Genomic DNA, 25,542 nt, shown 5'->3' on the forward strand with positions numbered 1-25,542 from the left:
GTTCTTCTGTATGGCTATTATTTGGTGCTTTTTTCATTCTGCTGCTGATCTCAGCGACTCCTATACTGGGATCGCTGGAAGTGAAAGGATCTCTGACGTTTCTGCTCTGGCTATTTGGGATCTTTTTTGTGGGGGGATGGGTGCTGTTTATTTGTTATCCTTTGTTTTCTTGAGTTGGCTTTGCTGAGATTTGGCTTGTTGGCGGGCCCGTTTTTCGGGGGTAAGGTAATCGCCGCAATGGGGACAGCAGATCCCTTCTTCATACTCTGGCGAAGCCTTATCTGCTTCAGAAATAGGATAACCACATCCGGCGCATAAGTCATAACTCCCCGGACGTAAGCCGGTTTTGACGGCAATCCGTTGGTCAAAGACAAAACATTCCCCTTCCCATAAACTTTCAGGTTCGGGTACTTCTTCAAGATATTTCAGAATTCCCCCTTGCAGGTGGTAAACTTCCTGAAAACCTTGCTTGAGCATAAAGGCCGTTGCTTTTTCGCAGCGAATCCCCCCGGTACAGAACATGGCTACTTTGGGATGCTTTTGGGGGTCAAGATGGGTTTTTACATAGTCGGGGAAGTCCCGAAAGGATTGGGTATGGGGATTTTGGGCCCCTCGGAAGGAGCCGATCTGTACTTCGTAGTCATTGCGAGTATCAATGAGGGTGACTTGGGGATCGCTAATCAATTGGTTCCAGTCCTGGGGACTGACATAGGTTCCTACTTGCTCATTGGGATTAACATTGGGTTGGCCAAGGGTGACGATTTCTGATTTGAGCCGCACTTTGAGGCGATCGAAGGGATAATTTGAGGTGATTGATTCTTTATGGGTGAGATCCGAGAGCCGAGGATCGCAGCGCAAATAGGTGAGGAGGGTATCGACGGCGGCACGGGAACCGGAGATCGTGGCGTTGATGCCTTCGGAGGCGAGGAGGATCGTTCCTTTGATCCCTTGCTGTTCGCACAAGGCTTGGAGAGGCGATCGCCATTCGGCATAATCGGCAAAGGGAAAAAATTGGTAAAACGTCGCGACAACAAGGCTCATAGTCATCCCCCGAAAAAAAAATCAGCTCAACCTCTTTTCAAATGAAGTCTTATGTGTATAATAGATCGAGTGGGCTGAATTTAAAACTCTTCACCCATGTTTAAGTTTTCTGGGGGTATAGCTCAGTTGGTAGAGCGCCTGCTTTGCAAGCAGGATGTCATCGGTTCGAGTCCGTTTACCTCCATTAGTATTGATACTCTTCATTCCCTGTCTGTGAGTGAAGATAACTTAGGGTTTCAATCATCCAAAGTTTAGGGGATCGATATCTAAGTTTAAACTAACTCTCTTTGAACAGAGCGATCGCAACTGCCCTAATGGGGGCAGATTTATTTCTGCTCCAGGAGGAAACTTGAGCAAAATCTGCCAACGATAGGCATCGGCAACCCGCATCACCCGTGCGGGTGCAGGGCCTAAGATCTCATAGCTTCCTGCTCTTGACTCTAGGAATTCAGCGACCTGTTGAGCGGCCGTTTGCACTTCCATGATATCCAAACCACTGAAGCGAAACAGCACCAAGGAACTATAGGGCGGATAATGATAGGCTTCTCGCTCCTGTAACTCCTGCTCCATAAAGGTTGCATAGCTATTCTGTTGCACCGCTTGAATGGCGCGATGGTCGGGGGAGTAGGTTTGAATAATCACTTGGCCGGGGTCATCCCCACGACCGGCACGGCCGGCCACCTGGGTCAAGGTTTGTACCGCTTCTTCTCCAGCGCGATAGTCTCCCTGATGCAATAAGCCATCAGCCGCTACCACTCCTACTAGGGTGACTCCGGGAATGTCTAATCCCTTGGTTAACATCTGGGTTCCCACTAATACATCGGCTTCTCCCTGCACAAAGCGGGTAAGTAGGGTGCGGTGGGCGTTTTTGGTGCGGGTGGTGTCACTGTCAAAGCGAATAACCCGCAACTCTGGAAAGAGTTTGGCTAATTCTTGGGTGACCCGTTGGGTTCCTGTGCCAAAATGCTTGAGATAGGGAGATTGGCATTCGGGACAGTGGGAGGGTTGTAGTTGGGAAAAGTTGCAGTAATGACAGCGCAGGCGTTCTTTGGCTCCTTCGTGGGTGTAGTGGTAGGAGAGGGAAACGTCGCAATGGGGACATTCGAGGACATAGCCACAACTGCGACAGGAGACAAAGGTACTATGGCCGCGACGGGGAATGAAGAGGATGCCTTGTTGCTGGAGATCGCCTAAACGCCTTAAATGATCCTGTAGACTGCGACTAAAAATTGACCGATTTCCCTGTTTGAGTTCTTGACGTAAGTCAACAATGGCAATGGGAGGGAGGGGCCGGTTTTCGACCCGTTCCGGTAAACTTAGCCGGGTGGCGGTTTTCTCCAAGCCACTAAACCAGGTTTCCATGGATGGGGTGGCGCTACCGAGAATGAGGGGGCAATTTTCCAATTGGGCCCGCCATTGGGCTACTTGGCGAGCATGGTAGGTGGGCGCGGGTTGGCTTTGTTTAAAGCTGGTGTCGTGTTCTTCATCCAGGATAATTAAGCCCAGATGGGGCAAGGGAGCAAAAACGGCGGATCGGGTTCCGATGACGATTTGGGGGGTTCCCTGGAGCATCTGCCGCCAGGTATCGTAACGTTCGCCATCGGATAGGGCACTGTGGTAAACGCGGATTTTCGCTCCAAATCTTGCCCGGAAGCGATCGGTCAGTTGGGGGGTGAGGCCGATTTCGGGCACGAGGACGAGGATGGATTGGCCTTGCTCTAGAATGGGGGCGATCGCCTGAAGATAAACTTCTGTTTTTCCCGATCCAGTGATGCCATGGAGCAGAAAGGGATGATACCCCGAACGCCCCTGAATGGCTGCTAAGGCTTGAGCTTGGGCGGGGGTGAGGGGTTTGGGGGTATCGCGATCGGGCATGGGGCCAGTATCATAGCGTAACTGTTCCTGCTCTTCAATAACGACCCATTGCTTTTGCTCCAAGGTTTTGATTAACCCGGAAGAAGTTTGGCCCTGTTGCAGCAGTTCAGTTAACAACATTTCCCCCCCCTGACGATGCAAAAGGCTTAAGATTTTCTGTTGTCGGGGGGTTAATTCTTGAGGTTCGGGTACAGTAAACTTAACCAGGGTTACCACCTGTTGGCGTTTGGGTTGAGGCGGTTGGGGCGGTTCTAGGTAAGTTTCTACCCATCCCCGTTTTAACAAATCTTTCAGTCCGCGATCGGCCTGCTGTACCTGTTGTTTCAGATAGCGCCAAGAATAATCCCCAGTTTTGCTGTTAGTAAGGACATTGAGCAGTTGTTGCGCGGGTTGATTAAGAAAAATTTGCCCTTCTTTGGGGATGGAGTCCGTCAAGCGGATGCGACGTTGGGATTTTGCCAATAATCCTGGAGGTAGAGCCATGCGAATCACCCGCATTAAGGGGGTATGGTAATAATCAGCGACTTGATTTAACAGTTGCCAATAGCTGGGGGGAAAAAATCCGGCACTGATGACTTCTTGTACAGACTTGATTCGTTCTGGGGGTAAATCGGCTGGCGGTTCCGACAACAGACGAATGGCGATCGCCCCCACCTGCTGAAAACGACAGGGTACGATCAGGATATCCCCTAGTTGTACCCTCAAATTGGGGGCGATCGCATAGGTATAAAGCTTTGGCTCCTCATCTTCTAACTCTTGCCGATCCACATCCAGCAGAACCTCCACCCAGCGCTGCCGATCCGACGATGAGGACTGGATATCAAACGGATTCTTCGAGGCGGCTCCTCGGAAACTCGCAACCGGTGTTTGCAGGCGATCGAATTTGCTGATCATAAAGTTTTAGATGGCGAACTGCTTTCAGGCTGGAGTCTTCAAAACCTATTACCCATTACCAGCGCCAAGCGCTATACATTTACTCTAGGGCAACTCCTCCCCAGCTTGATCCTGGTTTAATTCTATCAAAAAGATTAGGATTTATCATTTTCAGGGTCAGAGTGTATCGTACTCCACAGAAACTTGAGAAAAAACAACACAACAATAACTTTTGTATCGTTTACTCAGCTCTTTATTGCCAACTTTAAATTATGCTATTACACTAAGGACACTCCTAAGCCCTATAGCTCAAATTTACTGGACTTCAGCCTAAAAGCCGTCTGCTAAAATCGTCGCTCCTCACCCCACAGATTCTTAATCTTTTGAAGTGCAACTCATTTTGTCATTTCCTATGTTGAACAGCCCCAAAAATCATGGATTGATTGACCGGGAATACGATAATTCCCAGGTAAATTCAGAGGCAAAACCTCCTGTTTTGAGCCAACTAAACTTATCATCATCAGATCCGGTAGCCCCTTCCTCCTCGTTATCTAGCAAAGATTGGAAAGATTCAATAGCTTGGATTAATGAGGATACAGTGGGTCTATTTCTCAAAGAAATGGCACGTTATCCTCTCCTGAGTGCAGAAGAAGAAGTGATCTTATCTCGCCAAGTTCAAGAAGGAGTAGATCTACAAAGAATTCAAGAGAAAATTCTAGCCAATACGGGTGAAAAGCCAACGATTTCTGATTTAGCTTGTGCGAGTGGATTGGGAGAAGCTGAAATCACCATTAAGCTCAAACAAAGCCAAATTGCCAAGCAAAAAATGGTGCGATCGAATCTGAGATTGGTAGTATCAATTGCCAAAAAATATGTGAATCGAGGAGTCCCATTTCTCGATCTCATTCAAGAGGGTGCATTGGGATTAAATCGAGCCGCAGAGAAGTTCGATCCCGAAAAAGGCTATAAGTTTTCCACCTATGCCTACTGGTGGATTCGTCAGGGGATCACCCGCACGTTGGCTAACCATGGACGCACGGTGAGATTACCGATTCATGTAGTGGAAAAACTGAATAAAATGCGGGTGATGCAACAGCAACTGCGGCAAAAACTCGAACGCAACGCCAGCGAAACAGAACTAGCGGAAGCATTGGAAATTTCGATTCCGCAATTGCGATATTTGCATCAAGTGCGTCGGCGATCGCTCTCTTTAAACCATCGATTTGGAGAAGATCAAGATACAGAATTACTCGATTTACTCGAAGATCAAGGAACCCAATCTCCAGAGGCGCAGATTAGCGAAACCATGATGCGTCAGGAAATCCTCTCGGTTCTCAGCGATGTCCTCACCGAACGGGAAAAAGATATTATTTCCTTAAGGTATGGCTTAAGTACGGGAAAACCCTATACCCTAGAAGAAGTCAGCCATTTGTTCAACCTCTCCCGCGAACGAGTGCGGCAAATTCAGACCAAAGCCATGCGAAAACTGCGTCGTCCTCAAGTGGCTCAACGGTTGAAAGCTTGGCTGCGCTAACCTAAAAATTGGCATGTGGTGCAACTATGACTCCAGGCGATCGCCCCCCACTCCATATTCGACCCGCAACCCGCGATGATGTCCCCATTCTGTTCGACTTGATCGGCGCTTTAGCTGAATATGAGCAATTATCCGATCAAGTCGTGGGGAGTCCGGCCGAGCTGGAAAAACACCTATGCGATCAACATTATGCAGAAGCCTTAATTGCCGAATGGGAAGAAAAACCGGTAGGCTTTGCCCTCTTTTTCCATAACTATTCCACCTTTCGCACCCAACCGGGACTCTATCTCGAAGACCTGTTTGTACGACCTGAATATCGCCGTCAGGGGATTGGGTCTGCCCTGCTGAGAAGTTTGGCAAAAATTGCTCTAGAGCGGGGTTGTGGGCGCTTTGAGTGGGCGGTATTAGACTGGAATGAACCGGCGATCGCCTTCTACCAACGCATGGGCGCTGATGTGCTTCCCGACTGGCGAATTTGTCGCGTCACCGACTTACACCACTTCGTGCAGGAATAAGTCAAGTGAATTTGATGGTGCGATCGGACATTGCTGTAGGGGTAGGTTTGAAACCCGCCCCTACAATAGACTAGATTTCTTACACTTAGGAGTATATGCCCTATGACTATTTGGGTGAATGAACAAGTCGATCCCTCTGGCATGATCTACGCTTGCATTGCCTGTTGCGATTGCCAGCAAGCTCAGGACTGCCACGACTCCTTTGAAAATAACCTCACGGAAGACCAAAAAAAAGCCGGATGGATCGCTCGGATGCGTACCGTTGACTCTTGGGAAGAAGTCCCCGCAAGTGCCTTGAAATTGAATTGAACCCCTTTTAGCGTGATTTCGATTAACAATGAGACATGGTTGTAGGGGTGGGTTTGCAACCCGCCCCTTGTATCTTAATAGAGTTGGCGATCGCTGAGGATGGGGCGGGTTTACAATATTGGTTGGTGGGTATCCTATATTTGGGTAAAACCCGCCCCTACGAAATTAATGTTTATTAACCTTACTGACTTTCAACTGTTGGAGTTGAGAGGTGTTGCCGTGCAAGACAACACCGCGATTATTGGCCGCTAAATGACGGACAATTTTGTAAACTGACTCAATCTCTTCTGGGGCATGGGCAGCAGCAGCTAGTTCTGCCAGAGATAAGGGTCGATCGCTTTCTCCTAAAGCCTTCATCACTTGATTTTGCAACTGGAGAATACTGGCGGCGGCTTTTTTACCCGCTTCTACCCCCGGTTGGTGATAGGCATTGATATTTACTAACGTCGCATAGAGTCCAACTGCCCGCTCATAGAGGGCGATCAATGCACCCACAGTGCGGGGAGTAACTTCGGGAATGGTGACGGTAATGGAATCTCGGTGATTTTCATATAAGGCTTTGCGGGTTCCTTGCAAGAGTCCGGAGAGATAGTCGCCACAGGTAACTCCCGGTTCGACTTCAGGAGAAGGTCGTTCGCGGTCTTTCAGGACTTCAATAAAGGTAACAAAGAAATTGGGTACACCTTCGCGCAACTGTTGCACATAGGCATGTTGGTCAGTGGAGCCTTTATTTCCATAAACCGCAATGCCTTGATAGACCGTATTGCCGTCTAAATCCTTTTCTTTGCCCAAGGATTCCATCACCAATTGTTGCAGATAGCGACTAAAGAGCAACAAACTATCTTTGTAAGGCAGAATGACCATATCTTTTTCCCCTTTGCCATTTCCCGCGAAGTACCAGCCAAGGGCAAGGAGAGCGGCGGGATTTTGTTTGAGGGAGGGAATACGGGTGGCTTCATCCATTTCTTTAGCCCCCGCTAACATTTGATCGATGTCGATACCTTGCAGAGCAGCCGGAACTAAACCAACGGCGGAGAGTTCCGATGTGCGTCCGCCTACCCAGTCATGCATGGGGAAGGTGGCTAACCAGTTTTCTGATTGGGCCAGTTGTTCGAGTTGGCTGCCATGGCCGGTAATGGCGACAAAATGAGGGCCAGGGGTAAGGTTGGCGGCTTCATAGGCGGCTTTGATTTCGATCATGCCGTTGCGGGTTTCCGGTGTGCCTCCCGATTTGGAGATGACGATCGCCAGGGTGGTGTTGAGTTTATCTTTAACTTTACCCAGGGTGCGATCGATACCGGCGGGATCGGTGTTGTCAATGAAGTGAATGTTGAGTTGGGGAGAGGAGGAGACTAAGGCTTCAGCGACGAATTCAGGCCCCAGGGCCGATCCCCCAATACCGATGGAGAGAATATCGGTAAATTTGGGGGCGTTGGGGGGTTTGATGGCTCCGGAGTGGATATCTTGGGCAAAGCGATGGATGGCTGCTAGGGTTTCGTTGATTTCGGCTTTCAGTTGGGGGTTAGGGGCGATATTGGCATTGCGTAACCAATAGTGACCCACCATCCGTCCTTCATCTGGGTTGGCGATCGCCCCCGCTTCGAGTTTAGCCATTTCTGCAAAGGCTTTGTCAAACTTGGGTTGCATTTCTGCAACTTGGCGATCGTCAAACCTCATTCTACTGATGTCGAGATAAAATCCCAGGCCGTCGTGGGTGTACAGCCAGTCTTGATAACGTTGCCAGAGGGTTGCTGCATCCATAACCAGTCTTCTCCAAAGGGTTGAGGCATTTTCGGCGATCGCCGATCAAAACGAATGAGAGCTTGTTTGAGACTCTCCCCTAGACACCATACCGTTTAGATCTTCGGTTTGGGGAGAATCCGGAGAAATTTAACAATTTGTCCCATAACGGCGATCGCAATCAGGTATTCTCCCATCGTAAAATGATAGAACATCCGCTCCGGCCCGAGTCGATGGAGTTTAGGCAGGTCTTCTAGACGTTTCAGGCTCAGAAACTCCGTAAATACAAAGTGATAAATGTTTTCATAGCTACTCCTCTCTTTCCTCTGTAACCTTTGTAGATCTTGGAGAAAGCTACGGTGATAGAGCAGTTGATATTGAATGGATGATACCGTGGAGGAAGGCGCAACAGTCATCGGATTTTCACCTCTGCCAGTTATGAGTCATCGGTGATGCAAAAACCCTAGAGCTTCTTCATGAGTCATGAAGTCACCCGGTTTTAGGGTATCTATAGTTGCTTGAATTATGGTCAGCACATAAGCATCAGCACATAGAGGAGCTAAGAAAGTCCAAACTTCTTGTAAGTATTCTTCTGGAAGTTGATCGACGAGATCGTGGATCTGTTGTCGTTTCTTTTGCATAAACCCTACCATTGAGATCGGAGCTTGCCATCTGCCTTACCCATTCTAACCTCTAGGGCGGGCCAATTTCACCTAAGTTACGAATGACGGTTGGGCTGGGGTTAGCCGAAGGAGAATTAGAGGAATTAAAGATAGCATTGATGGCTCTATCTAGGGTATTTGCCATGACAATTTTGTTCTCATAGGCGACAATCACTCGCACTAGAGTTGGTAGGCTATTTTGCTCGGCTTCTAAATAGAGAGGTTCCACGTAAAGCAAGGATTTTTCAATGGGAATAATCAGGAGATTACCCTGAATTGCTTTTGATCCCTGTCGGTTCCACAGAGAAATCTGACGAGAAATTTCCGGGTCTTGATTAATCAGAGCGTCAATTTGTTCTGGCCCATAAATGAGCTGTTGTTTAGAAAACTGATAGAGTAAAAGTTTACCATAATTTTCCCCATCGGAACGACCGGCTAACCAGGCGATCAGGTTATTACGGCTGGCAGGGGTAAAGGGATGGAGTAAGATAAATTCTTCTCGGTTTTCTGTGGGTAATTTAATGATTAAATAGTAAGGTTCTACAGTTTGGGGTTCACCGCCATAAATTTCTAAGGGAACGCGCCATTGATCTTCGCGGTTGTAAAACACTTGCGGATCGCGCATATGATAAGTCAAGAGTTGATTCGATTGGATATTAAATAGATCTACCGGATAGCGAATATGAACCCTTAGAGATGGGGGCATGTCGTCTAAGCTTCGGAACAGATTAGGAAATATTTTGGCTAGGGTTTGAATGATGGGATCGGAGTCATCAGCCATGAAAAAATAAACCCTGCCATTGTAGGCATCGACGACCACTTTTACAGAGTTACGAATATAGTTAAAGGGCAGCTCTCCAGGATCGGAATAGGGATAACGATCGCTGGTTGTATAGGCATCAATAATCCAATAAAGATAATTTTCTTGATTGCCGCTTTGATCGCCACTTAAATCGGTATTGGCAACGACTAAATAGGGATCTTGATCGAATTGGAGAAAGGGGGCGATCGCCTTGACACGATCGATGATATTGCGGCGAAATAAAACTTTAGTTTCTGGGGTGAAAGATTGAGTTAAGAGCATTTGCCAATCTTTGAGATATTTGGCGAATAACCACCGTCTCCAGCGACTGGCGATCGAGACTCCCCCTGTACCATCATAAAAGTTATATTGGTTGGCATCTCCTTGGGGATAATCTAACTCCGGCTCCGTCGAAGGAGTCATAATATAGGTATTGGTTAATTCTCCGTAATAAATTCTCGGTTGACCAATGGGTATACTATCTCGAATTCGAGGTTCAGAAATCCAAACGGGAGTCGTTTCTCCTTGGGGACTTTCTGACCCAATATCTTTGACATAATATTCCGGTAAGCCATCCTCTGCCACTGTATTCACCGGGGACATAGTAAACCCATATCCATGGGTATAGACTAAATGTTGATTCACCCAAGTTTTGGCCTCTTGAGGAACTCCTTCATAGTCTAATTCTCTAGGCGCTAAAATAACTTGTTGTTTAGAACTGCCTTGATAATTAGGTTTGCGGAAAGTGTAGCGTTCAATATCTGCATCGAGAAATTTATAATATAAGCGAATTTGCTGAAGTTGACGATTGGTTTGTAATAGGGGGCGGGTGTCCCAGAGACGGATATTATCGAGGGTTAGTTTATTTTTGAGTAAGTCTTGTACAGTTAATTGTCCTTCAGGATTAAAGGGATAAACTTCAATTTTATCTAAATTAAAGGCTGATCGAGTAAATTCAATACTGCGTTTGATAAATGGAGTTTCTCTACCCAGTTCATTGGGTTGCACGATTAAGCGCTGAGTCAAAGCAGGAAGAGCATAGTTACTGACTCCGGCGACACCTAAATAGAGAATCATCACGTAAATCATGTTTCTCCAAATATCGTATTTTTTAGCCCAATAAACGGAACGACCTAAGAGGAAAAATCCATAGGATGCTGCCAAAATAGACAGCACTTCAATTATGGGTTTTTGAGTATAGATATCGGTGAAACTGGCTCCATAAATGACTCCCGTGGGAGAATAAAGCAGTTCATAGCGAGAGAGCGCATAACTATAAGCCACACTAAACATAACGGCAGCACTGATGACTTGCAGATGGCGGCGCTGTTTAGGGGAAAAACCAGGAAAACTGCCTAGGGCTAAACTTCTACCGGATAAGAGATAGATAATGGTGACGGCAAGTAGGGAAAAAACAGAGAGGATGACGAGCCAGAATTCGAGCAGATGGAGAACGGGTAAAGTGAAGATGTAGAAGCTAATATCTTGATTAAAGAGGGGATCGACTTGATGAAAGGAGGTGGGATTAAAAATGGCTAAAATTCTGGCCCAATGGCTGGATAAAATGATTCCTAAACCGTAACTTAAGAGAATGGCGATCGCCAGTAAGGTTCTTTCGGGAATGCAGACTAAGAGGATGGGAAATACTAGAATGAGTATTGCTTTGAGGGGAGAAGAGGGTAGCCCTAGAAAGGTGTGAACGGCTGATTCGGGACGAAAGCGAGGGGGGAGTTCGGGGGTGGGGCGGGCAATATTTAAATCGGTATGCCAATATTGCACGATGACTTCTCCATATTGGAGCAGCATTAATCCTAAGACGAGGGTTAAGAGTACCAGGGAGAGGATTAACCAACCGAGGGGAACCCTTTTGGGGTATTTGGGATAAGCGTCTTGAGCTTCTGGGGGGTTGGGATGTTTGAGGAGGAGGGCAACCCAGAGGTTACCGCACAGATAAAGGGTGCTGAGTCCGAAAACCACTGCGCCGACGATGATTTGGGTTTTGACTCGCAGGGCAAATTCAGTACCATAACCGAGTTCGTTAAACCAGAGTGCTTCGGTGATTAAGTTGGTGGCGATGTCGAATGTTAGCCATGCTGCCAAGAGGATGACTAATATCCAACTCATTTTTGGCGATCGTACCCACTGCATATTTTGGTGGTTGTTGACTCTTTTCGCTAAAGATTCAGGTAAGCTGCTCCTACTCATAGCATAGCGGCATTTTCCCTAAAAATCAAAGTAAATATAGGGTAGTGCCCCTTGGGGAGCGAGTAACCAAACTAAATATAGACTGACGGGAATTAAGACTAATTTGATGGGCCAATTGAGCTGTAAATTTAAACGTCTCTGTAATAAAAATAGAAGGGTCATTATACCGACAAGAGCGCATAAGATCCAGGTGAATTGCAGGCGATCGATCCCCAGAGTATCCAGATAAATTTTCTGAGTAAATTGGGGGTCAGCCTCTTTGCCGAATAAGTGAGAAATGGCAAACCAGGAGTCTTTTAAGTTAGGGAGGCGGAAAAAGATCCAGGCGCTAAAGACCATCAGTTGTGTCATTAGCCAAGCTAATATTGTGCCGGGTAAACTTTTCCAAAAGGATTTTAAGCCCTGAATTTGTTTGGATAATGTATCGATTAAACGATGGGCTACTAAAGCTAATCCATGATAAACACCCCAGACAATAAATCCCCAGGCTGCACCATGCCAAATGCCCGCAATCAGCATGACCATCAGCAGATTGAAACAAGTTCTGAATAATCCTAAACGGGAGCCTCCCAAGGGAAAATAGAGATAGTTTCTGAGCCAATTTCCGAGGGTCATGTGCCAGCGTCGCCAAAAGTCGGCGATACTGGTGGTAAAGTAGGGGTCTTCAAAGTTTTCGGGTAGATTTAAGCCGAGTAAAATGGCACTGCCACGGACAATATCGACATAGCCACTAAAGTCTAAATAGAGTTGCAGTCCATAGGCGAGGGTGGCTAACCACAAATCCCAACTTCCGGCGCGGACTAAATGAGTGAAACTAAGGTCTACAATCACGGCTAAACGGTCAGCAATGAGGGCTTTTTTGGTGGCTCCTAATGCAATCAGCCATAACCCTTCGGTAAGCATTTCGATGGAGGGAAATTGAGGGTTTCTCAGTTGGGTGGTGAGTTGCTGGTACAGGGTAATGGGGCCGGAAATGAGTTTAGGAAAAAAGAGTTTATAGGCGGCAAATTTGGTAAAACTTTTAGCAGCAGGTGCGCCTCGATAGACATCGACTAAATAGGCGATCGCCTCAAAACAAAAGAAACTCAGTCCCAAGGGCGCAATTACATTGTCGCTCACCCAATCCGCCGAAGCTGTAGCCCTGGGGAGTTGAGCGATTTGGCCCAGGGAACCGAGGACAAAGGGAATATACTTAAAGCCGAATAATAGAAAGACATTTAAGATGATGCCAAGGACTAAAATGAAAAAACGCCGTTGATTCCAACCCGCTTGGGCAAATTGCCAGTCTTGGTTGGATAACTGCCAGTCTTGGGCGTGGGAACCCTGTACAGAGTCCGGAACCAGGATTTTGGCTAAACTGTAGTTCACCCAAGTCATTGCCAGCAGCAGGGGAATATATTGGGGTTGCCAAGAGGCGTAAAAGAGTAATGAGGCGATCGCTAATAATAGAAACCGTGTTTTCCCCGATCGACTTGACCAATAGAGGATACAAACACTGAATAAAAAGACACCATAAAGGAGAGAGGTAAAGCTCATGGGTTATGAGAGAGTACGGGAAGAGCGCCTTGTCAAATGATATCCGGGCAATGGTAGCACAAGTTAGGCAATTCAAGCCCCTAACCCATACATAAGACCCGCGATCGCAAAAATATGATAGAACATAACCAAATCTCGATATATCCCCTGAAAACTCATCAGGTTCATGAGTATCGGTAATATAGACTTCTTACTGGGCTGACATGACTAGCACGATCGCAAGACTTTGGGAAACGATAGTTAACCTAATTAACCATATTACTACCTCCTCTATTCTCACCATTGGCAATGAGCAGATCACTATTTTCGCTATTATCAATATTCTCGTTTCCTTAGCCATTGTTTTCGTCTGTGCCAGACTGCTCAAAAATTTCCTCAAATATCGACTGCTGCAAAAGCTTAAAATTGATGAAGGGAATCGCCAGGCGATCGCCACCATAATTAGTTACAGCTTTTCTGCCATTGGTTTTTTAATTATTCTACAAACCAATGGCTTTGATATTGCCTCTTTAACCGTACTGGCTGGGGGTTTAGGCGTTGGTATTGGTTTAGGCTTACAAAGCATCACCAAAAACTTTACCAGTGGGCTTACTTTACTGTTAGAACGCAAACTTCGCGTTGGAGATTTTGTCGAATTTAATGGTATGGATGGCTATGTCAAAGAAATTTCTCTGCGCTCTACCTTGATTCGCACTCGGCGCGGGGGTTCCGTGATTGTTCCCAATAGTCATTTAGTCGAAAATATTATTCTCAATTGGAATTTTGAATCTCCCACCAGCCGAATTCAAATTCCCGTAGGAGTAGAATATGGTAGCGATCCGGTTCTAGTCACTGAAGTCCTCCTGAAAGCCGCTTATATGGAACCCTCCATCAGTTCCGACCCTCCACCCAAAGTCATTTTTATCGGATTTGGAGCCAGTTCCTTAAATTTTGAACTCTGGGTTTGGGTTTCCCGTGTTGATTTAGAACCCCATATTACCAGTTCCCTGAATTTTTTAATCGAATATCACCTAAGACAACATCAGATTAATATTCCCTTTCCTCAACAAGATCTCTGGCTGAGAAATCCAGAAGTTCTCTATCCCCTCGGACGCAGAAAATCAGAAGCTCAAGAAATATTAGAAGTCACCCAAAAACAAGCTTCACAGTACAAGCCCCTCTCCCTGCGGGATCTGCTCCCTCAAGTCACCTATTTTGAAAGTTTTACTGAACTGGAATTAAGGCAACTGATTGAAGTTGGATGTCGGCGACGTTTAAGGGAGTCCGAAGTTCTATTTCGAGAAGGCGATCCAGGCGATGGATTTTATATTGTTCTATCAGGGACGGTTGAAGTTTATGTAGAAAAAATTAATAAGCATTTAAACAATTTAGTCCCCGGCCAGTTTTTTGGTGAACTATCTTTAATGCTGGGAATTCCTCGTACAGCCTCAGTTCGCGCCGTCGAAGATACCATTTTATTTGCCATTAATCATAAGGGCTTTGAACAACTTTTACGCGAACATCCAGAACTCTCTGAAGTGATTGTTCAAGAGTTTGCTAAACACCAAGAAGAACTCTCTGAACGACAAAAGCAGTTGCGAGAAATGGGTTTAGTTGATGCTGCTGAAGATGACAAAAACCCGGTGGTTTGGGTGAGAAATAGGCTCAAAAATTTATTTGGCATTTGATAGAGGACTTTAGGAAAAAGGCAAGAGTTATTCCCTAATTCTATTACCAATTACCAGCTCGTAGCACCCTTAAAGATTATGCTGAAACTCTTCGAGCAAATCCATTAAATTTAACTGGGCTTGCATAGGCATTAAATCTAAAAGCGGTATTTGTCTGCGCCCTCCCCCTAGTTTTACGGTAATGGCTTGCAGAATTTCTAACACTTGGTTTTCTTCTAAACGATTATCCTCTAATAAAGGATAGAGATGCTCGGCTAAAGGGGTATGAAGATGGGCATCATTGAGATAAAGATGCCATTTGGCAATATCCATATAGACATTTTCGCCAATTTCTGCGGCTAATTTCTCGATAGCTTCGGTGGGATAGCTGCTGCTCATCGGTTTTCCTCCTACTAGGGTTCGGTTAAATTGGCCTATTCTCAGACCTTAGCGCTCAATTGAATATCTGGCAAGGGTTAAGGATCAAGTGTGTAAGTATTGACGAAAGTTTATTATATGTTAGAACAAGGTTAATACATTTCATTTATAACCTTATGGATAACTTCATTCTTAACTGGCTTGAACGCTTAAAGCGAATTCTTTATAGACATACTATATTACTGCTGATCGTTTTTCTTTGCATCGGTATTAGTATTGCCTTATTAAATACTTTTCAAATCTCTTCAAATTTAATGAAAAGTCAAGCGATCGCTGCTGCTACTTCCTATAGTAAACTGATTCAAGAAGCTCGTAATGTCTATAGTTATGAAGTGGTCGATCGCGCCCAAGAGGTTGATGGGATTGTAGTTTCTCACAATTATCCCAGTATTAAAGGTGGAATTCCTTTGCCGGTGACATTTTTAATGAAATTAGCATGGAATATTCGCGAACAAAATACGGGAATGATGGTTAAGCTCTATAGTGACTACCCTTTTCGGGGAGGTCAAGCCATGATCAAACAAACTATTACCGATCAATTTGAACAAGATGCCTTGTCTGTTCTCAGAAATAATCCCAATAAACCCTATTTCCAATTTGAAAATGTACAAGGACGTTCTTCCCTGCGATATGCCCAAGCAGAAATTATGGATTCCACTTGTATCGCTTGTCATAATACCCATCCGGATAGTCCTAAAACCGATTGGAAAATTGGAGATGTGCGGGGTGTTTTAGAAATTATTTTGCCTTTAGATAAGTTTATCCAAGAAACTCGTGAAGGCTTAAAAGGAACATTGATGATGTTTTCTGTTTTGTCTCTTCTAGCAATTTCAGGTATTGCTGTCGTAATTACTCGATTGCGCCAAACCTCGCAAGAGCTAGAAAGAAGGGTAATTGAACGGACAGCTCAACTTCAAGAAGCCAATCAAGAACTCGAAAGTGAACAACGAAAATCCGATCGCCTCCTGCTGAATATTCTCCCGCAACCGATCGCCGATCAATTGAAACAAGGTCATAATCCCATCGCCGAATCTTTTCCAGAAGTGACGATTTTATTTGCTGATATTGTGGGATTTACGCAGTTAGCGTCTTCTATTACCGCTCCTAAGTTGGTCACTTATCTCAATGAAATTTTTTCCTCCTTTGATTATTGGGCTGACGAGTATAAGTTGGAAAAGATTAAAACTATTGGGGATAATTATATGGTGGTCGGAGGTGTGCCTACCCATCAACCGAATTCGGCGATCGCCGTAGCGGAAATGGCACTGAAAATCCAAGAAGAGGTGGTTAACTTTAATCTGAAACACCAAACACTGCTCACGATCCGCATTGGCATTAATACTGGCCCCGTAGTCGCTGGAGTCATAGGTAAGAAAAAGTTTATTTATGACCTATGGGGTGATGCGGTTAATACGGCTAGTCGGATGGAATCTCATGGTATTCCAGGGAAAATCCATGTGAGTCAAGTAACTTATAATACTTTAAAGGATTACTATCGATTGGAAAAACGAGGGGAGATTGAGGTCAAAGGGAAAGGGATGATGACCACCTATTTTCTCGAAGGACGAATTACCCTATAGGGAATCAACCTAACTGCGAGATCCCTAAGAATATCTTTTTTTTGTTATATACCCTTGAAATGATGATAGCAGAATTTGAGCCTCTCAATCCTGGGGAAGTCGGGGAGAGAGAACCCCCCATTCGAGACCCGCTTAGGCAGAGGCGTGAGGCGAGGGTTCTCAGGATCGAAAAGCTTTTTTAGAATCGACAACTGCTTACTCAGTAAGGCTTTGAGACATTAAAAAAATCTTAAGAGAATCTTAGATTACCCTGGAACGGTCGAAAAGCTGATACAATCCGTAAAAGTGCTTAATGATTTGATAAAAGGTTCTTGGATGACCAACTACAGTAGTTCTGAAGCCGTAGCCGATCTTAATCGCCGCAGAGTGATTAACTCGATCACCCTAACCCTTCCTAGAATTGGGTTCCTAGTGGCGATCGCCGCAGTAATCTGGTGGGAAAAATCGGTGGCTCCCCTTGACATTGCCTTACTCGTCGGTTTTTACATTCTCACCATTCTAGGGGTGAGCGTGGGATACCATCGCCTATTTTCTCATAAAGCCTTTAAAACCGGGCCAATTATGAAAGCCCTAATCGGTATTGTCGCTTGCATATCGACTCAAGGAACGATCGCCAGTTGGGTAAGCCATCATCGTCAGCATCACCTCTACAGCGATCAACCCGGAGATGTTCATTCCCCTCACCTGCATGGAACAAGCTTCTGGGGGAGAATACAAGGATTTTGGCACGGCCATTTTGGTTGGATGGTGGGTGCTACTTGGGTGGAACCCTTACCCTATATCAATGATTTAAAAAGCGATCGCGTAGTGCAATGGGTCGATCGGTACTGTCTCGTCTGGATCGTTCTTGGATTAGCCCTTCCGGCTGCCATTGAAGGAGCCATTTGTGGAACTTGGGAAGGAGCCTTGCGGGGCCTAATCTGGGGCGGAGCCTTACGAATCATGCTCAGTTTCCAAGGAACCCTATCGGTTAACTCCATTTGCCATTTGTGGGGAAATCAACCCTTCAAAACGGGAGATTTCAGCCGCAATAACCCTCTAATTGCCATCATTACCCTAGGAGAAGGTTGGCACAATAACCATCATGCCTTTCCTTACTCAGCCCGGTTTAGCATGAATTGGTGGCAAGTAGACTTTTCCTGGTGGGTGATTGCTCTGCTAGAGCGTCTCGGTTTAATCTGGGATGTTAAATTCCCTTCCAATCAAGATATTGAGCGCAAGAAACAGGAAGACGCTATTCTAGCCAATTAGCTCCTAGTTCTAGCTCCAATACTATTTAGGTTGGGTCTAGCGACGACCCAACCTAACTCTAGAAGAATTCACAAAAGGCAAAACCACTTTCCACTGCTTCAGATTCTTGCATTTTGCCTAGGGCAAAGGACTATATCTTTACCTCGATATCACCGCAGCAGGTAAAGCCAAAGGAGAAGAATCTGATTTAGGAACCGATGCCAACTTTTTTTCAGAAGTACCATTTCCCATCTCTTCACTGAGTAAAACTTCACGAATAAACCGCGCCAGAACCCGTTGAGCCAATCCACTAGCAATTTGTTGTCCCATTTGTTGGGTTTCTGGCTTCAATAAAACTTTAGGCAATAAGGGCATAATTTTCATCGGATCAAACCCTTGAGTTTCCTGTACAATTTGTAAAATTCGCTGAATATGTTCGAGATTTTTCCGATCTTCTGGATTAGTTACAGAAACCGGTTGAACTGGATTTTGTCCATTCATGCCGACTGTTTTGCGGAAGCGATAGGTGACATTTTCTAAAGTATTGCGTCCCAGAGCATCCACACTCTTAACAATTTCCTCAACGATGCGATCGCGAATAAAACTCCCTCGATCGGAAAATAGAAAATCAATGGTTTGATTCAAGACTAGATCTAAATCATAATCTTGGCTATCACGGGCATTTTTTAACAAATTTTCTAAACGATTCCATCGGAAACTACCATCTTTGAATAACAACTCCCTTAAAGAAGTTCGCAACTCTGGAGACTGATCGGTTAAGAGGCGTTTGGCGACATAAGGATAGGCTTTACTCAAGACCTTAAAATTAGGATTCACATTAATGGCAATCCCTTCTAAGGTCACCAAAGACCGAATAATCAAGGCATAATAGGCGGGAACCCGAAAGGGATAATCATACATGACCTGGGAGAGTTGATCCGTAATATTCTTAAAGTTTAACTCTGCCACAGATGCGCCCAGAGCATCATCAAAAACTTGAGATAAAGCGGGGATAATGGGGGTTAAATCTGTATCTGGTGTGAGAAATTCTAATTTGACATAATCATGGGCCAAGGCAGAAAAATCTCGATTAACTAAATGGACGATCGCCTCAATCAAACCATAGCGTTGATAGGGCTTAACTTCGCTCATCATGCCAAAATCCAGATAGACCAATTTGCCATCACCAGAAGCCAGTAAGTTCCCCGGATGGGGATCGGCATGGAAAAAGCCATGTTCGAGCAATTGCCGGAGGGAACATTCAACTCCGACTTCAATTAAATAGGACGGATCTAAACCTTGCTGGCGAATTTTCTCTAAATCAGTTAATTTTGTGCCCGTAATCCACTCCATAGTTAATACCCGACGGTTGGTATATTGCCAATAAATCCGGGGCACATAAATATCGGGCAGATAACCATACAACTGCTCAAAGCGTTCGGCATTTCTGCCTTCATGGGTATAGTCCATTTCTTCATAAATGCGAGCGCCAAACTCATCAGCAATAGCAACTAAATCGCTGCGTAAGCGCCAACTTTTCTGTACCCAACCCGCTAAACTACGAAGAATATACAAATCGAGAGAAATTCTTTCCCGCAAATCCGGACGCTGAACTTTAATAGCGACGGTTTCTCCTGATTTGAGCTTACCCTTGTAAACCTGTCCCAAAGAAGCAGCCGCTACGGGTTTAGAGCTAATTTCAGCATAGACAAATTCGGGGCGATCGCCTAACTCCTCTTCAATAAACTGGTACGCTACCTGATTGGGAAACGGGGGCAGTTGGTCTTGAAGCCGGGTTAATTCCTCTAAAAACACGGGAGGCAGTAGATCGGGGCGAGTCGATAAAGCCTGCCCTACTTTAATATAAGCTGGGCCCAATTGGGTTAAGGTCTCCCGCAACTGAACCGCTCTACGTCGCTGCTGCTTTTCCGAACTTCTGGTTCGTTTATCCCACCATAACCCCAAAACTAAGCCCAAAAAAGACCAGACTAGGGTGATCATGCGTCCCCAAACTTCCCAGGTACGGGAACGGTAAAAGGCGACTAACTCTAGGGGATCATAATGGATTTCCGGGGGTTCTACGGTTGAATCATTGGGTGTGAGCGTCGGTTCTGACATAGGACTAAAATGTGCAGGAGAAGAATAAGCGGGACTTCCAGAGTCCTCAAGGGTTGACAACCCCTGTTGATGGGAAGATGAAGATGACATATTGACATTCATGGCTTGAGGTGGGACAGATTAATCACTTTGTAAAGTAATTGTAACAATTTGCCCTCCGACAAGCTCGATCAATTTCATTCGGTTTCCTGGATCAAGTGCTTTGCTGGTAAGTATGCCGTCTATGTTAATCTCCCTGAAAATTGAGAACTTTGCTTTAATCGATCGCCTAGAATTGGACTTTGGCCCAGGCTTAACGGTATTCACTGGGGAAACTGGAGCGGGGAAATCGATTATTCTTGATGCCTTGGATGCTGCCCTAGGAGGCAAATTCAACCCGAAAGCGATCCGCTCTGGAGCCTCCCAGGGGTTAATTGAGGCAACCTTTACCCTCTCTCCCTTGATTCGGGAATGGCTGCAAGAACAGGACATTGAGCCACTCGAAGATGAAACCCTAACTTGTAGTCGGGAGATTAAGATCTATGAAGGCACATATCGATCGCGATCGCGTTTGAATGGAATTCTGGTTAACCGTCGGCAAATGGAAGCCTTGCGGGAAGGGTTAGCCAGTCTCACCGCTCAGGGACAAACCGTACAACTCGGAGATCCTCAACGACAAAGACAATGGTTAGATCTCTATGGGGGGGGCGAACTCTTAGCCATACAACAACAAGTGGTAACTGCCTATGAAACGACCCAAAAATTGAAGGCTCAACTTCAGCGCCAGCGCCAAGATGAACAATCTCGACTGCAACGGATCGATCTTTTAGACTATCAACTGACAGAATTAAATCAAGCCCAACTCACCAGCGCTGATGAATTAAGCGAACTCGAACAGGAGAGTCAACGGCTCTCCCATAGTGTAGAACTGCAACAAAAAAGTTATCAAATTTATCAAGCCCTGTATCAAGGCGATCGCTCCCTAGCGGCTGCCGATCTGCTCGGAGAAGCCAAAAGCCTGCTCGATGATATTTTGCCCTACGATCCCCAACTACAACCGATTTTAGACTTAGTAAATGAAGCCCTCGTGCAAGTCGAAGAAGCCGGACAACAAATCAATGCCTATGGCGATCGCCTGGAAACTGACCCCGAACGGCTCGATATCATTGAATCGCGCCTGATTCAACTCAAACAAATCTGTCGCAAATATGGCCCCTCCCTATCCGAAGTCTTCAGCTACTGGCACAACATTCAAGCTGAACTCAATGACCTCACCGCCAGCAGTGAATCCCTAGAACAATTGGCAAAAGACTATCAACAAGCCCTAGAGCAGTTAAAAACATTATGTAATCAGCTACACTTCCAACGGCAAAAGGCAGCCGCTAAACTAGAGGCCCGTTTGGTCAAGGAACTCAAACCCCTAGCCATGGAAAAAGTGCAATTCAAAGTCGCTCTGAGTGCTATCCCCATAACAGCCACAGGGGGCGATCGCATCACCTTCGGCATCAGCACCAACCCCGGAGAACCGATCCAACCCCTAGCTACCACCGCTTCCGGGGGAGAAATGAGCCGCTTTTTGTTGGCCTTAACTGCTTGTTTTTCCCAGATTAACCCCGTCAATACCCTCGTCTTTGACGAAATCGATGTGGGGGTATCGGGACGAGTGGCAGAGGCGATCGCCGACAAACTTCACCAACTTTCCCAACATCATCAAGTTCTTTGTGTTACCCACCAACCCCTGATTGCTTCCCTCGCCGATCGCCATTTACAAGTGCGGAAAGAAACCATTACCGAAACAGCCGCCAACGAACCCAGAACCGTCGTTCGAGTCACAACCCTCGACGAGCAACAACGCTCCCAAGAACTCGCCCAACTCACCGGAGGCAACTCGGCGATCGAAGCCCTATCCTTTGCCCAATCCTTATTGGTGCAAGCAGCCAAAAAACGCAAACGCTATCATCAGTCCCCTTAAACCCCATAATTTTCTTCCATGAACACCTACCCAAACTCCCTGGACTTATTTTTCAGTATAGGGATAAAACCCTTAACCAGAGCCAAGAATAGCCCTCGAATCTCCCCCATTCATGGCCGCAAAATTCAATTGCTATTAAAATTAGGCTATCCTAGCTCTTGAATCTTCTGGATTCCTCCCTTAAGATCCACCTAACCGATGGTTTCGTTATCTTAGCTGTAGCTCAATACATTAAAAAAAACGCCGTTAGGCCCTTGAGTTTCCCGCCAAACCAAGACATAAATCTTATATATCGGTGACATCTATGGCAACCTCATCTTCAAACTCTCCTATTGTGGACACAACCGCCACCACGATCGATATTGATGCAATTAGTACGGATGAAACCCCTGCCCGTACCGTATCCGCAACGGTCATAGATGTAGAGGGCAATGCCCCAGAACCAGCTCCCCCAGAACCCAGTGTCGCCCCAACCAGAGGCGGAGGATTAGTCACCACAGGAGGCGGCGGCGATTTCTCCAGTTTCCTAGCGCCCCTAAAAAAAGATACCTTCAAGCAAGTTGTTAGTGATGTAGAAGATAAACTCAAGGTCGTTAATCAAACCCTATCAATGTTGGATAACCTCCTGGATAATCAGGGGTTTGATGCCATCCTTGATGAAATGCTGCGATCGATTACCCTGAAAACGGGGGAACTCCTCAACGCCGATCGCACCAGTATCTTTCTGTTTGATGAAGAAAAAAATGAACTCTTCACCATCGTTGCCAAAGACGAAAAAGGCAACGCTCTAGAAATTCGCATTCCCGCCGATAAAGGAATCGCCGGAGAAGTGGCAACCTTTCGCAAAGTCGTCAACATTCCCTACGACTTCTATGACGATCCGCGATCGACCACCGCCAAAGTCTTCGACAAGAAAAATGGCTACCGCACCTACACCATGGTCGCCATGCCCCTGGAAAACGAAGAAACTGGGGAATTAGTCGCCGTCGTCCAACTGATCAATAAACTCAAAATCGATGTCGATCGCGAAGCCGACTTAGATGACAAAATCGACCTCAAGGGCTTCACCGAAGACGATGAACAAGTCTTCAAAGAATTTGCCCCCTCCATTCGCCTCATTCTACAATCCTCCAAATCGTTCTACGCCGCCACCCAACGGCAACGGGCAGCTTCTGCTCTGATGAACGCCGTTAACTCCCTCAGCAAGAGCAGCCTCGATCTAGAAGACACCCTCAAAAAAGTCATGGATCAGGCCAAAGAACTGATGAACGCCGATCGCTCTACTCTATGGCTATTAGACGAAGAAAAAGGAGAACTCTGGACAAAAATTCCCATTGGAGGCAACTTAACCGAAATTCGCATACCCAGAAGCGCCGGATTTGCCGGAATGGTGGCCCAGTCTGGAGAACCCCTGCTCATTCCCTTTGACCTCTATAACGATGAGCGCTCCGAAACCTCCAAAAAAACAGACCAAAAAACCGGCTATCGTACCTGTAGTATGCTCTGTATGCCGGTCTTCAATGCTGACGATCGGCTCATTGGCGTAACCCAGCTCATTAACAAGAAAAAACAAGGGGAATATCCCGACTACAACCCCGAACACTGGCCCGAAGCTCCTGAACAATGGAAATCCAGCTTTAATCGCAATGACCTAGAATTCATGCGAGCCTTTAATATTCAAGCCGGAGTCGCCCTACAAAACGCCAAACTCTTCGATCAGGTCAAACAACAACAGAAAATGCAGGAAGATATCCTGCGAAGCTTAACCAATGGCGTAATTTCCACGGATAAAAACGGTCACATTATTGCAGCTAATGAATGTGCTAAGGAACTCTTAGGACTCGATAAAACTGAGCTTCAAGGACAATTGCTGCCGCCCCTGATTCGGATCAAAGAAGGGGACTTTAAAAAGTGGTTCGATGCTGCCCTTGCACCTAAAGACAATAAAGATCGCCAGCAATTTTACCCCGATCAAACTTTAATTCTGTCCGGAGAAGATGGGGAAGACATCGAGCAAAGCGTTAACCTTTCCATCAATTCCATGAATGATGCCCTAGATTCGACGAAAATCAACGGTGCATTATTAGTTATGGAAGACATCAGCGATGAAAAACAAGTCAAGAGTCTGATGTATCGCTACATGACCCCAGAGGTGGCAGAATCTTTACTCGCTAGTGGTGACACCGGACTCGGTGGGAAACGCAAAGAAGTTTCTGTTCTGTTTAGCGACATTCGCAGCTATACCACATTAACGGAAAAATTGCAAGCAGAAGAAGTGGTCGCCATGCTCAACAGCTACTTTGAGGAAATGGTTGATTCGGTCTTCCGCTATGGTGGAACCCTGGATAAATACATCGGTGATGCTCTAATGGCGGTGTTTGGCTCTCCCGCTCCCCTAGAAGATCATGCCTGGTGTGCCATGCAAACTGCGGTGGAAATGCGCTATCGCCTAGCCGAATATAATGAGAAGCGCAAATCTCAGGGACTGATGGAAATTAGTATTGGCATTGGTATTCACTCCGATGTGGTCGTCAGTGGTAACATCGGCTCGTCCAAACGGATGGAATTAACCTCTATTGGTGACGGGGTGAATTTGGCTTCCCGTTTGGAAGGAACCAGTAAACAGTATGGAACGGACATCGTAATTAGTGAAAAGACTTATATCAATTATGCCGATCGCGTCTATGTGCGAGAACTCGATAACATTACCGTAAAAGGAAAGAGCAAACCCGTAACTATTTATGAGTTATTGGGCATTCGAGAAGGGACTTCTGTAGTCGGTCGTCCCTTGACAGATAGGCAAGAAGCGATCAGAACTCATTATGAGCAGGGACGCAAGCACTATTTACAACCGGCCCATGATAAGTTGTCTTACAACGAAATCCTAGCTGTTTTGGAGCAGTTAGAGGAGTTGTCCGACTCGGAGTTGAAGAAAATTTCCTATGATGAAACTCAGATGATCTCGAAGATGCTGGCCCAGGTTGACCGGGAAGCATTGATCGAGATTTTAGGGGAAGCCACCCTGAAACGGATGCTCGATGTTGAAGACCTCAGCCGTAAAAACGTCACCGATAGCGACTGGCAAACTACTTTACCGGAAAAGGTGAGTGAGCTTACGCCCCGTCAGGTGAAGAAGTTGCTGCAAGCTAAAGTCTGTCAGTTTGCCGGAGCAGCAGAGACTCGGCAAATGTTGGCTGAAGAAGCTCAAGAAATGTCTTCAGCACAACTGCGTAAGTTTATTGATTTGGCTCGTGAACCCTTTGCAGCTAAGGCGAAAGAGTCGTTCAAACAGGCTCAAGAGGAGTTCCAACAGGTACTGAAAGTCGATCCAGACAATAAAGCGGCTAAGTTGCATATTCAGCGCTGTATGCTCTATGAAGATAATCCGCCCGATGAAACTTGGGACGGGGTATGGAAACTGACGGAAAAATAAACCGCAGTTGAAATAGCTTAACCTTACTTAAACTGGGTTAAGCCTAGGTTGCTT

Annotated in this window: 18 protein-coding genes and 1 tRNA gene; 10 read left to right on the plus strand and 9 right to left on the minus strand. The window is 46.0% G+C overall.

The features are described 5' to 3' along the window. Positions 1 to 147: 147 nt before the first annotated feature. Entirely contained in the window at positions 148 to 1,041 is an 894-nt protein-coding gene (trhO, locus tag AC3FZD_RS20170; RefSeq protein ID WP_488737736.1) for an oxygen-dependent tRNA uridine(34) hydroxylase TrhO, read from the minus strand. A 111-nt stretch (positions 1,042 to 1,152) separates the two neighbouring features. Here trhO and AC3FZD_RS20175 point away from each other — a divergent pair. After that, positions 1,153 to 1,225: transfer RNA gene (locus AC3FZD_RS20175), tRNA-Ala, on the plus strand. A gap of 56 nt (positions 1,226 to 1,281) precedes the next feature. On the opposite strand, the gene priA is transcribed toward AC3FZD_RS20175, so the two are convergent. Beyond that, positions 1,282 to 3,810: a primosomal protein N' gene (gene priA / locus AC3FZD_RS20180; RefSeq protein WP_488737737.1), complete on the minus strand. Its 2,529-nt coding sequence runs from the start codon at positions 3,808 to 3,810 to the stop codon at positions 1,282 to 1,284. Between the two features lie 391 nt (positions 3,811 to 4,201). On the opposite strand from priA, the gene AC3FZD_RS20185 reads away from it, so the two are divergent. From AC3FZD_RS20185 to AC3FZD_RS20200, 4 genes are all read left to right on the plus strand, one after another. Beyond that, entirely contained in the window at positions 4,202 to 5,323 is a 1,122-nt protein-coding gene (locus AC3FZD_RS20185) for an RNA polymerase sigma factor, RpoD/SigA family (RefSeq protein WP_488737738.1), read from the plus strand. A 26-nt stretch (positions 5,324 to 5,349) separates the two neighbouring features. Continuing rightward, positions 5,350 to 5,838: a GNAT family N-acetyltransferase gene (locus AC3FZD_RS20190; protein WP_488737739.1), complete on the plus strand. Its 489-nt coding sequence runs from the start codon at positions 5,350 to 5,352 to the stop codon at positions 5,836 to 5,838. Between the two features lie 102 nt (positions 5,839 to 5,940). Next, positions 5,941 to 6,147 (plus strand): glycogen debranching protein, encoded by a 207-nt coding sequence (locus AC3FZD_RS20195; protein WP_488737740.1) that lies wholly within the window; start codon positions 5,941 to 5,943, stop codon positions 6,145 to 6,147. Positions 6,148 to 6,182: 35 nt separating this feature from the next. Further along, positions 6,183 to 6,326 (plus strand): hypothetical protein, encoded by a 144-nt coding sequence (locus tag AC3FZD_RS20200; RefSeq protein ID WP_488737741.1) that lies wholly within the window; start codon positions 6,183 to 6,185, stop codon positions 6,324 to 6,326. On the opposite strand, the gene AC3FZD_RS20205 is transcribed toward AC3FZD_RS20200, so the two are convergent. The 5 genes from AC3FZD_RS20205 to AC3FZD_RS20225 all read right to left on the minus strand — a co-directional run bounded on the left by AC3FZD_RS20205 (position 6,313) and on the right by AC3FZD_RS20225 (position 13,092). After that, on the minus strand, positions 6,313 to 7,908 hold the full coding sequence (locus AC3FZD_RS20205) for a glucose-6-phosphate isomerase (protein WP_488737742.1): 1,596 nt from the start codon (positions 7,906 to 7,908) through the stop codon (positions 6,313 to 6,315). The two genes, AC3FZD_RS20200 and AC3FZD_RS20205, sit on opposite strands and share 14 nt — an antisense overlap. A gap of 95 nt (positions 7,909 to 8,003) precedes the next feature. Continuing rightward, positions 8,004 to 8,303, minus strand: a complete 300-nt coding sequence (locus AC3FZD_RS20210) for a cytotoxic translational repressor of toxin-antitoxin stability system (protein WP_488737743.1) — start codon at positions 8,301 to 8,303, stop codon at positions 8,004 to 8,006. Positions 8,304 to 8,330: 27 nt separating this feature from the next. After that, complete coding sequence (locus AC3FZD_RS20215) at positions 8,331 to 8,528, minus strand: hypothetical protein (RefSeq protein ID WP_488737744.1); 198 nt, start codon at positions 8,526 to 8,528, stop codon at positions 8,331 to 8,333. 52 nt (positions 8,529 to 8,580) lie between these two features. After that, positions 8,581 to 11,475: a UPF0182 family protein gene (locus AC3FZD_RS20220; RefSeq protein ID WP_488737745.1), complete on the minus strand. Its 2,895-nt coding sequence runs from the start codon at positions 11,473 to 11,475 to the stop codon at positions 8,581 to 8,583. A 99-nt stretch (positions 11,476 to 11,574) separates the two neighbouring features. Then, complete coding sequence (locus AC3FZD_RS20225; protein WP_488737746.1) at positions 11,575 to 13,092, minus strand: MBOAT family O-acyltransferase; 1,518 nt, start codon at positions 13,090 to 13,092, stop codon at positions 11,575 to 11,577. 203 nt (positions 13,093 to 13,295) lie between these two features. On the opposite strand from AC3FZD_RS20225, the gene AC3FZD_RS20230 reads away from it, so the two are divergent. Further along, complete coding sequence (locus AC3FZD_RS20230) at positions 13,296 to 14,759, plus strand: cyclic nucleotide-binding domain-containing protein (protein WP_488737747.1); 1,464 nt, start codon at positions 13,296 to 13,298, stop codon at positions 14,757 to 14,759. 69 nt (positions 14,760 to 14,828) lie between these two features. Here the strand turns inward: AC3FZD_RS20230 and AC3FZD_RS20235 are convergent, their stop codons facing one another. Further along, positions 14,829 to 15,137: a DUF3181 family protein gene (locus tag AC3FZD_RS20235; RefSeq protein WP_488737748.1), complete on the minus strand. Its 309-nt coding sequence runs from the start codon at positions 15,135 to 15,137 to the stop codon at positions 14,829 to 14,831. Between the two features lie 155 nt (positions 15,138 to 15,292). On the opposite strand from AC3FZD_RS20235, the gene AC3FZD_RS20240 reads away from it, so the two are divergent. Together AC3FZD_RS20240 and AC3FZD_RS20245 are read left to right on the plus strand one after the other, a co-directional pair. After that, entirely contained in the window at positions 15,293 to 16,756 is a 1,464-nt protein-coding gene (locus AC3FZD_RS20240; RefSeq protein WP_488737749.1) for an adenylate/guanylate cyclase domain-containing protein, read from the plus strand. Positions 16,757 to 17,071: 315 nt separating this feature from the next. After that, positions 17,072 to 18,007, plus strand: coding sequence for an acyl-CoA desaturase (locus tag AC3FZD_RS20245; RefSeq protein WP_488737750.1), 936 nt, complete (start codon positions 17,072 to 17,074; stop codon positions 18,005 to 18,007). 138 nt (positions 18,008 to 18,145) lie between these two features. Here AC3FZD_RS20245 and AC3FZD_RS20250 read toward each other — a convergent pair whose 3' ends face one another. Further along, on the minus strand, positions 18,146 to 20,206 hold the full coding sequence (locus AC3FZD_RS20250) for an ABC1 kinase family protein (RefSeq protein ID WP_488737751.1): 2,061 nt from the start codon (positions 20,204 to 20,206) through the stop codon (positions 18,146 to 18,148). Between the two features lie 121 nt (positions 20,207 to 20,327). On the opposite strand from AC3FZD_RS20250, the gene recN reads away from it, so the two are divergent. Together recN and AC3FZD_RS20260 are read left to right on the plus strand one after the other, a co-directional pair. Next, entirely contained in the window at positions 20,328 to 22,055 is a 1,728-nt protein-coding gene (gene recN / locus AC3FZD_RS20255; protein WP_488737752.1) for a DNA repair protein RecN, read from the plus strand. A gap of 304 nt (positions 22,056 to 22,359) precedes the next feature. Next, positions 22,360 to 25,488 (plus strand): GAF domain-containing protein, encoded by a 3,129-nt coding sequence (locus AC3FZD_RS20260; RefSeq protein ID WP_488737753.1) that lies wholly within the window; start codon positions 22,360 to 22,362, stop codon positions 25,486 to 25,488. Positions 25,489 to 25,542: the final 54 nt, after the last annotated feature.

Source organism: Roseofilum sp. KMC-1, from assembly GCF_057802075.1.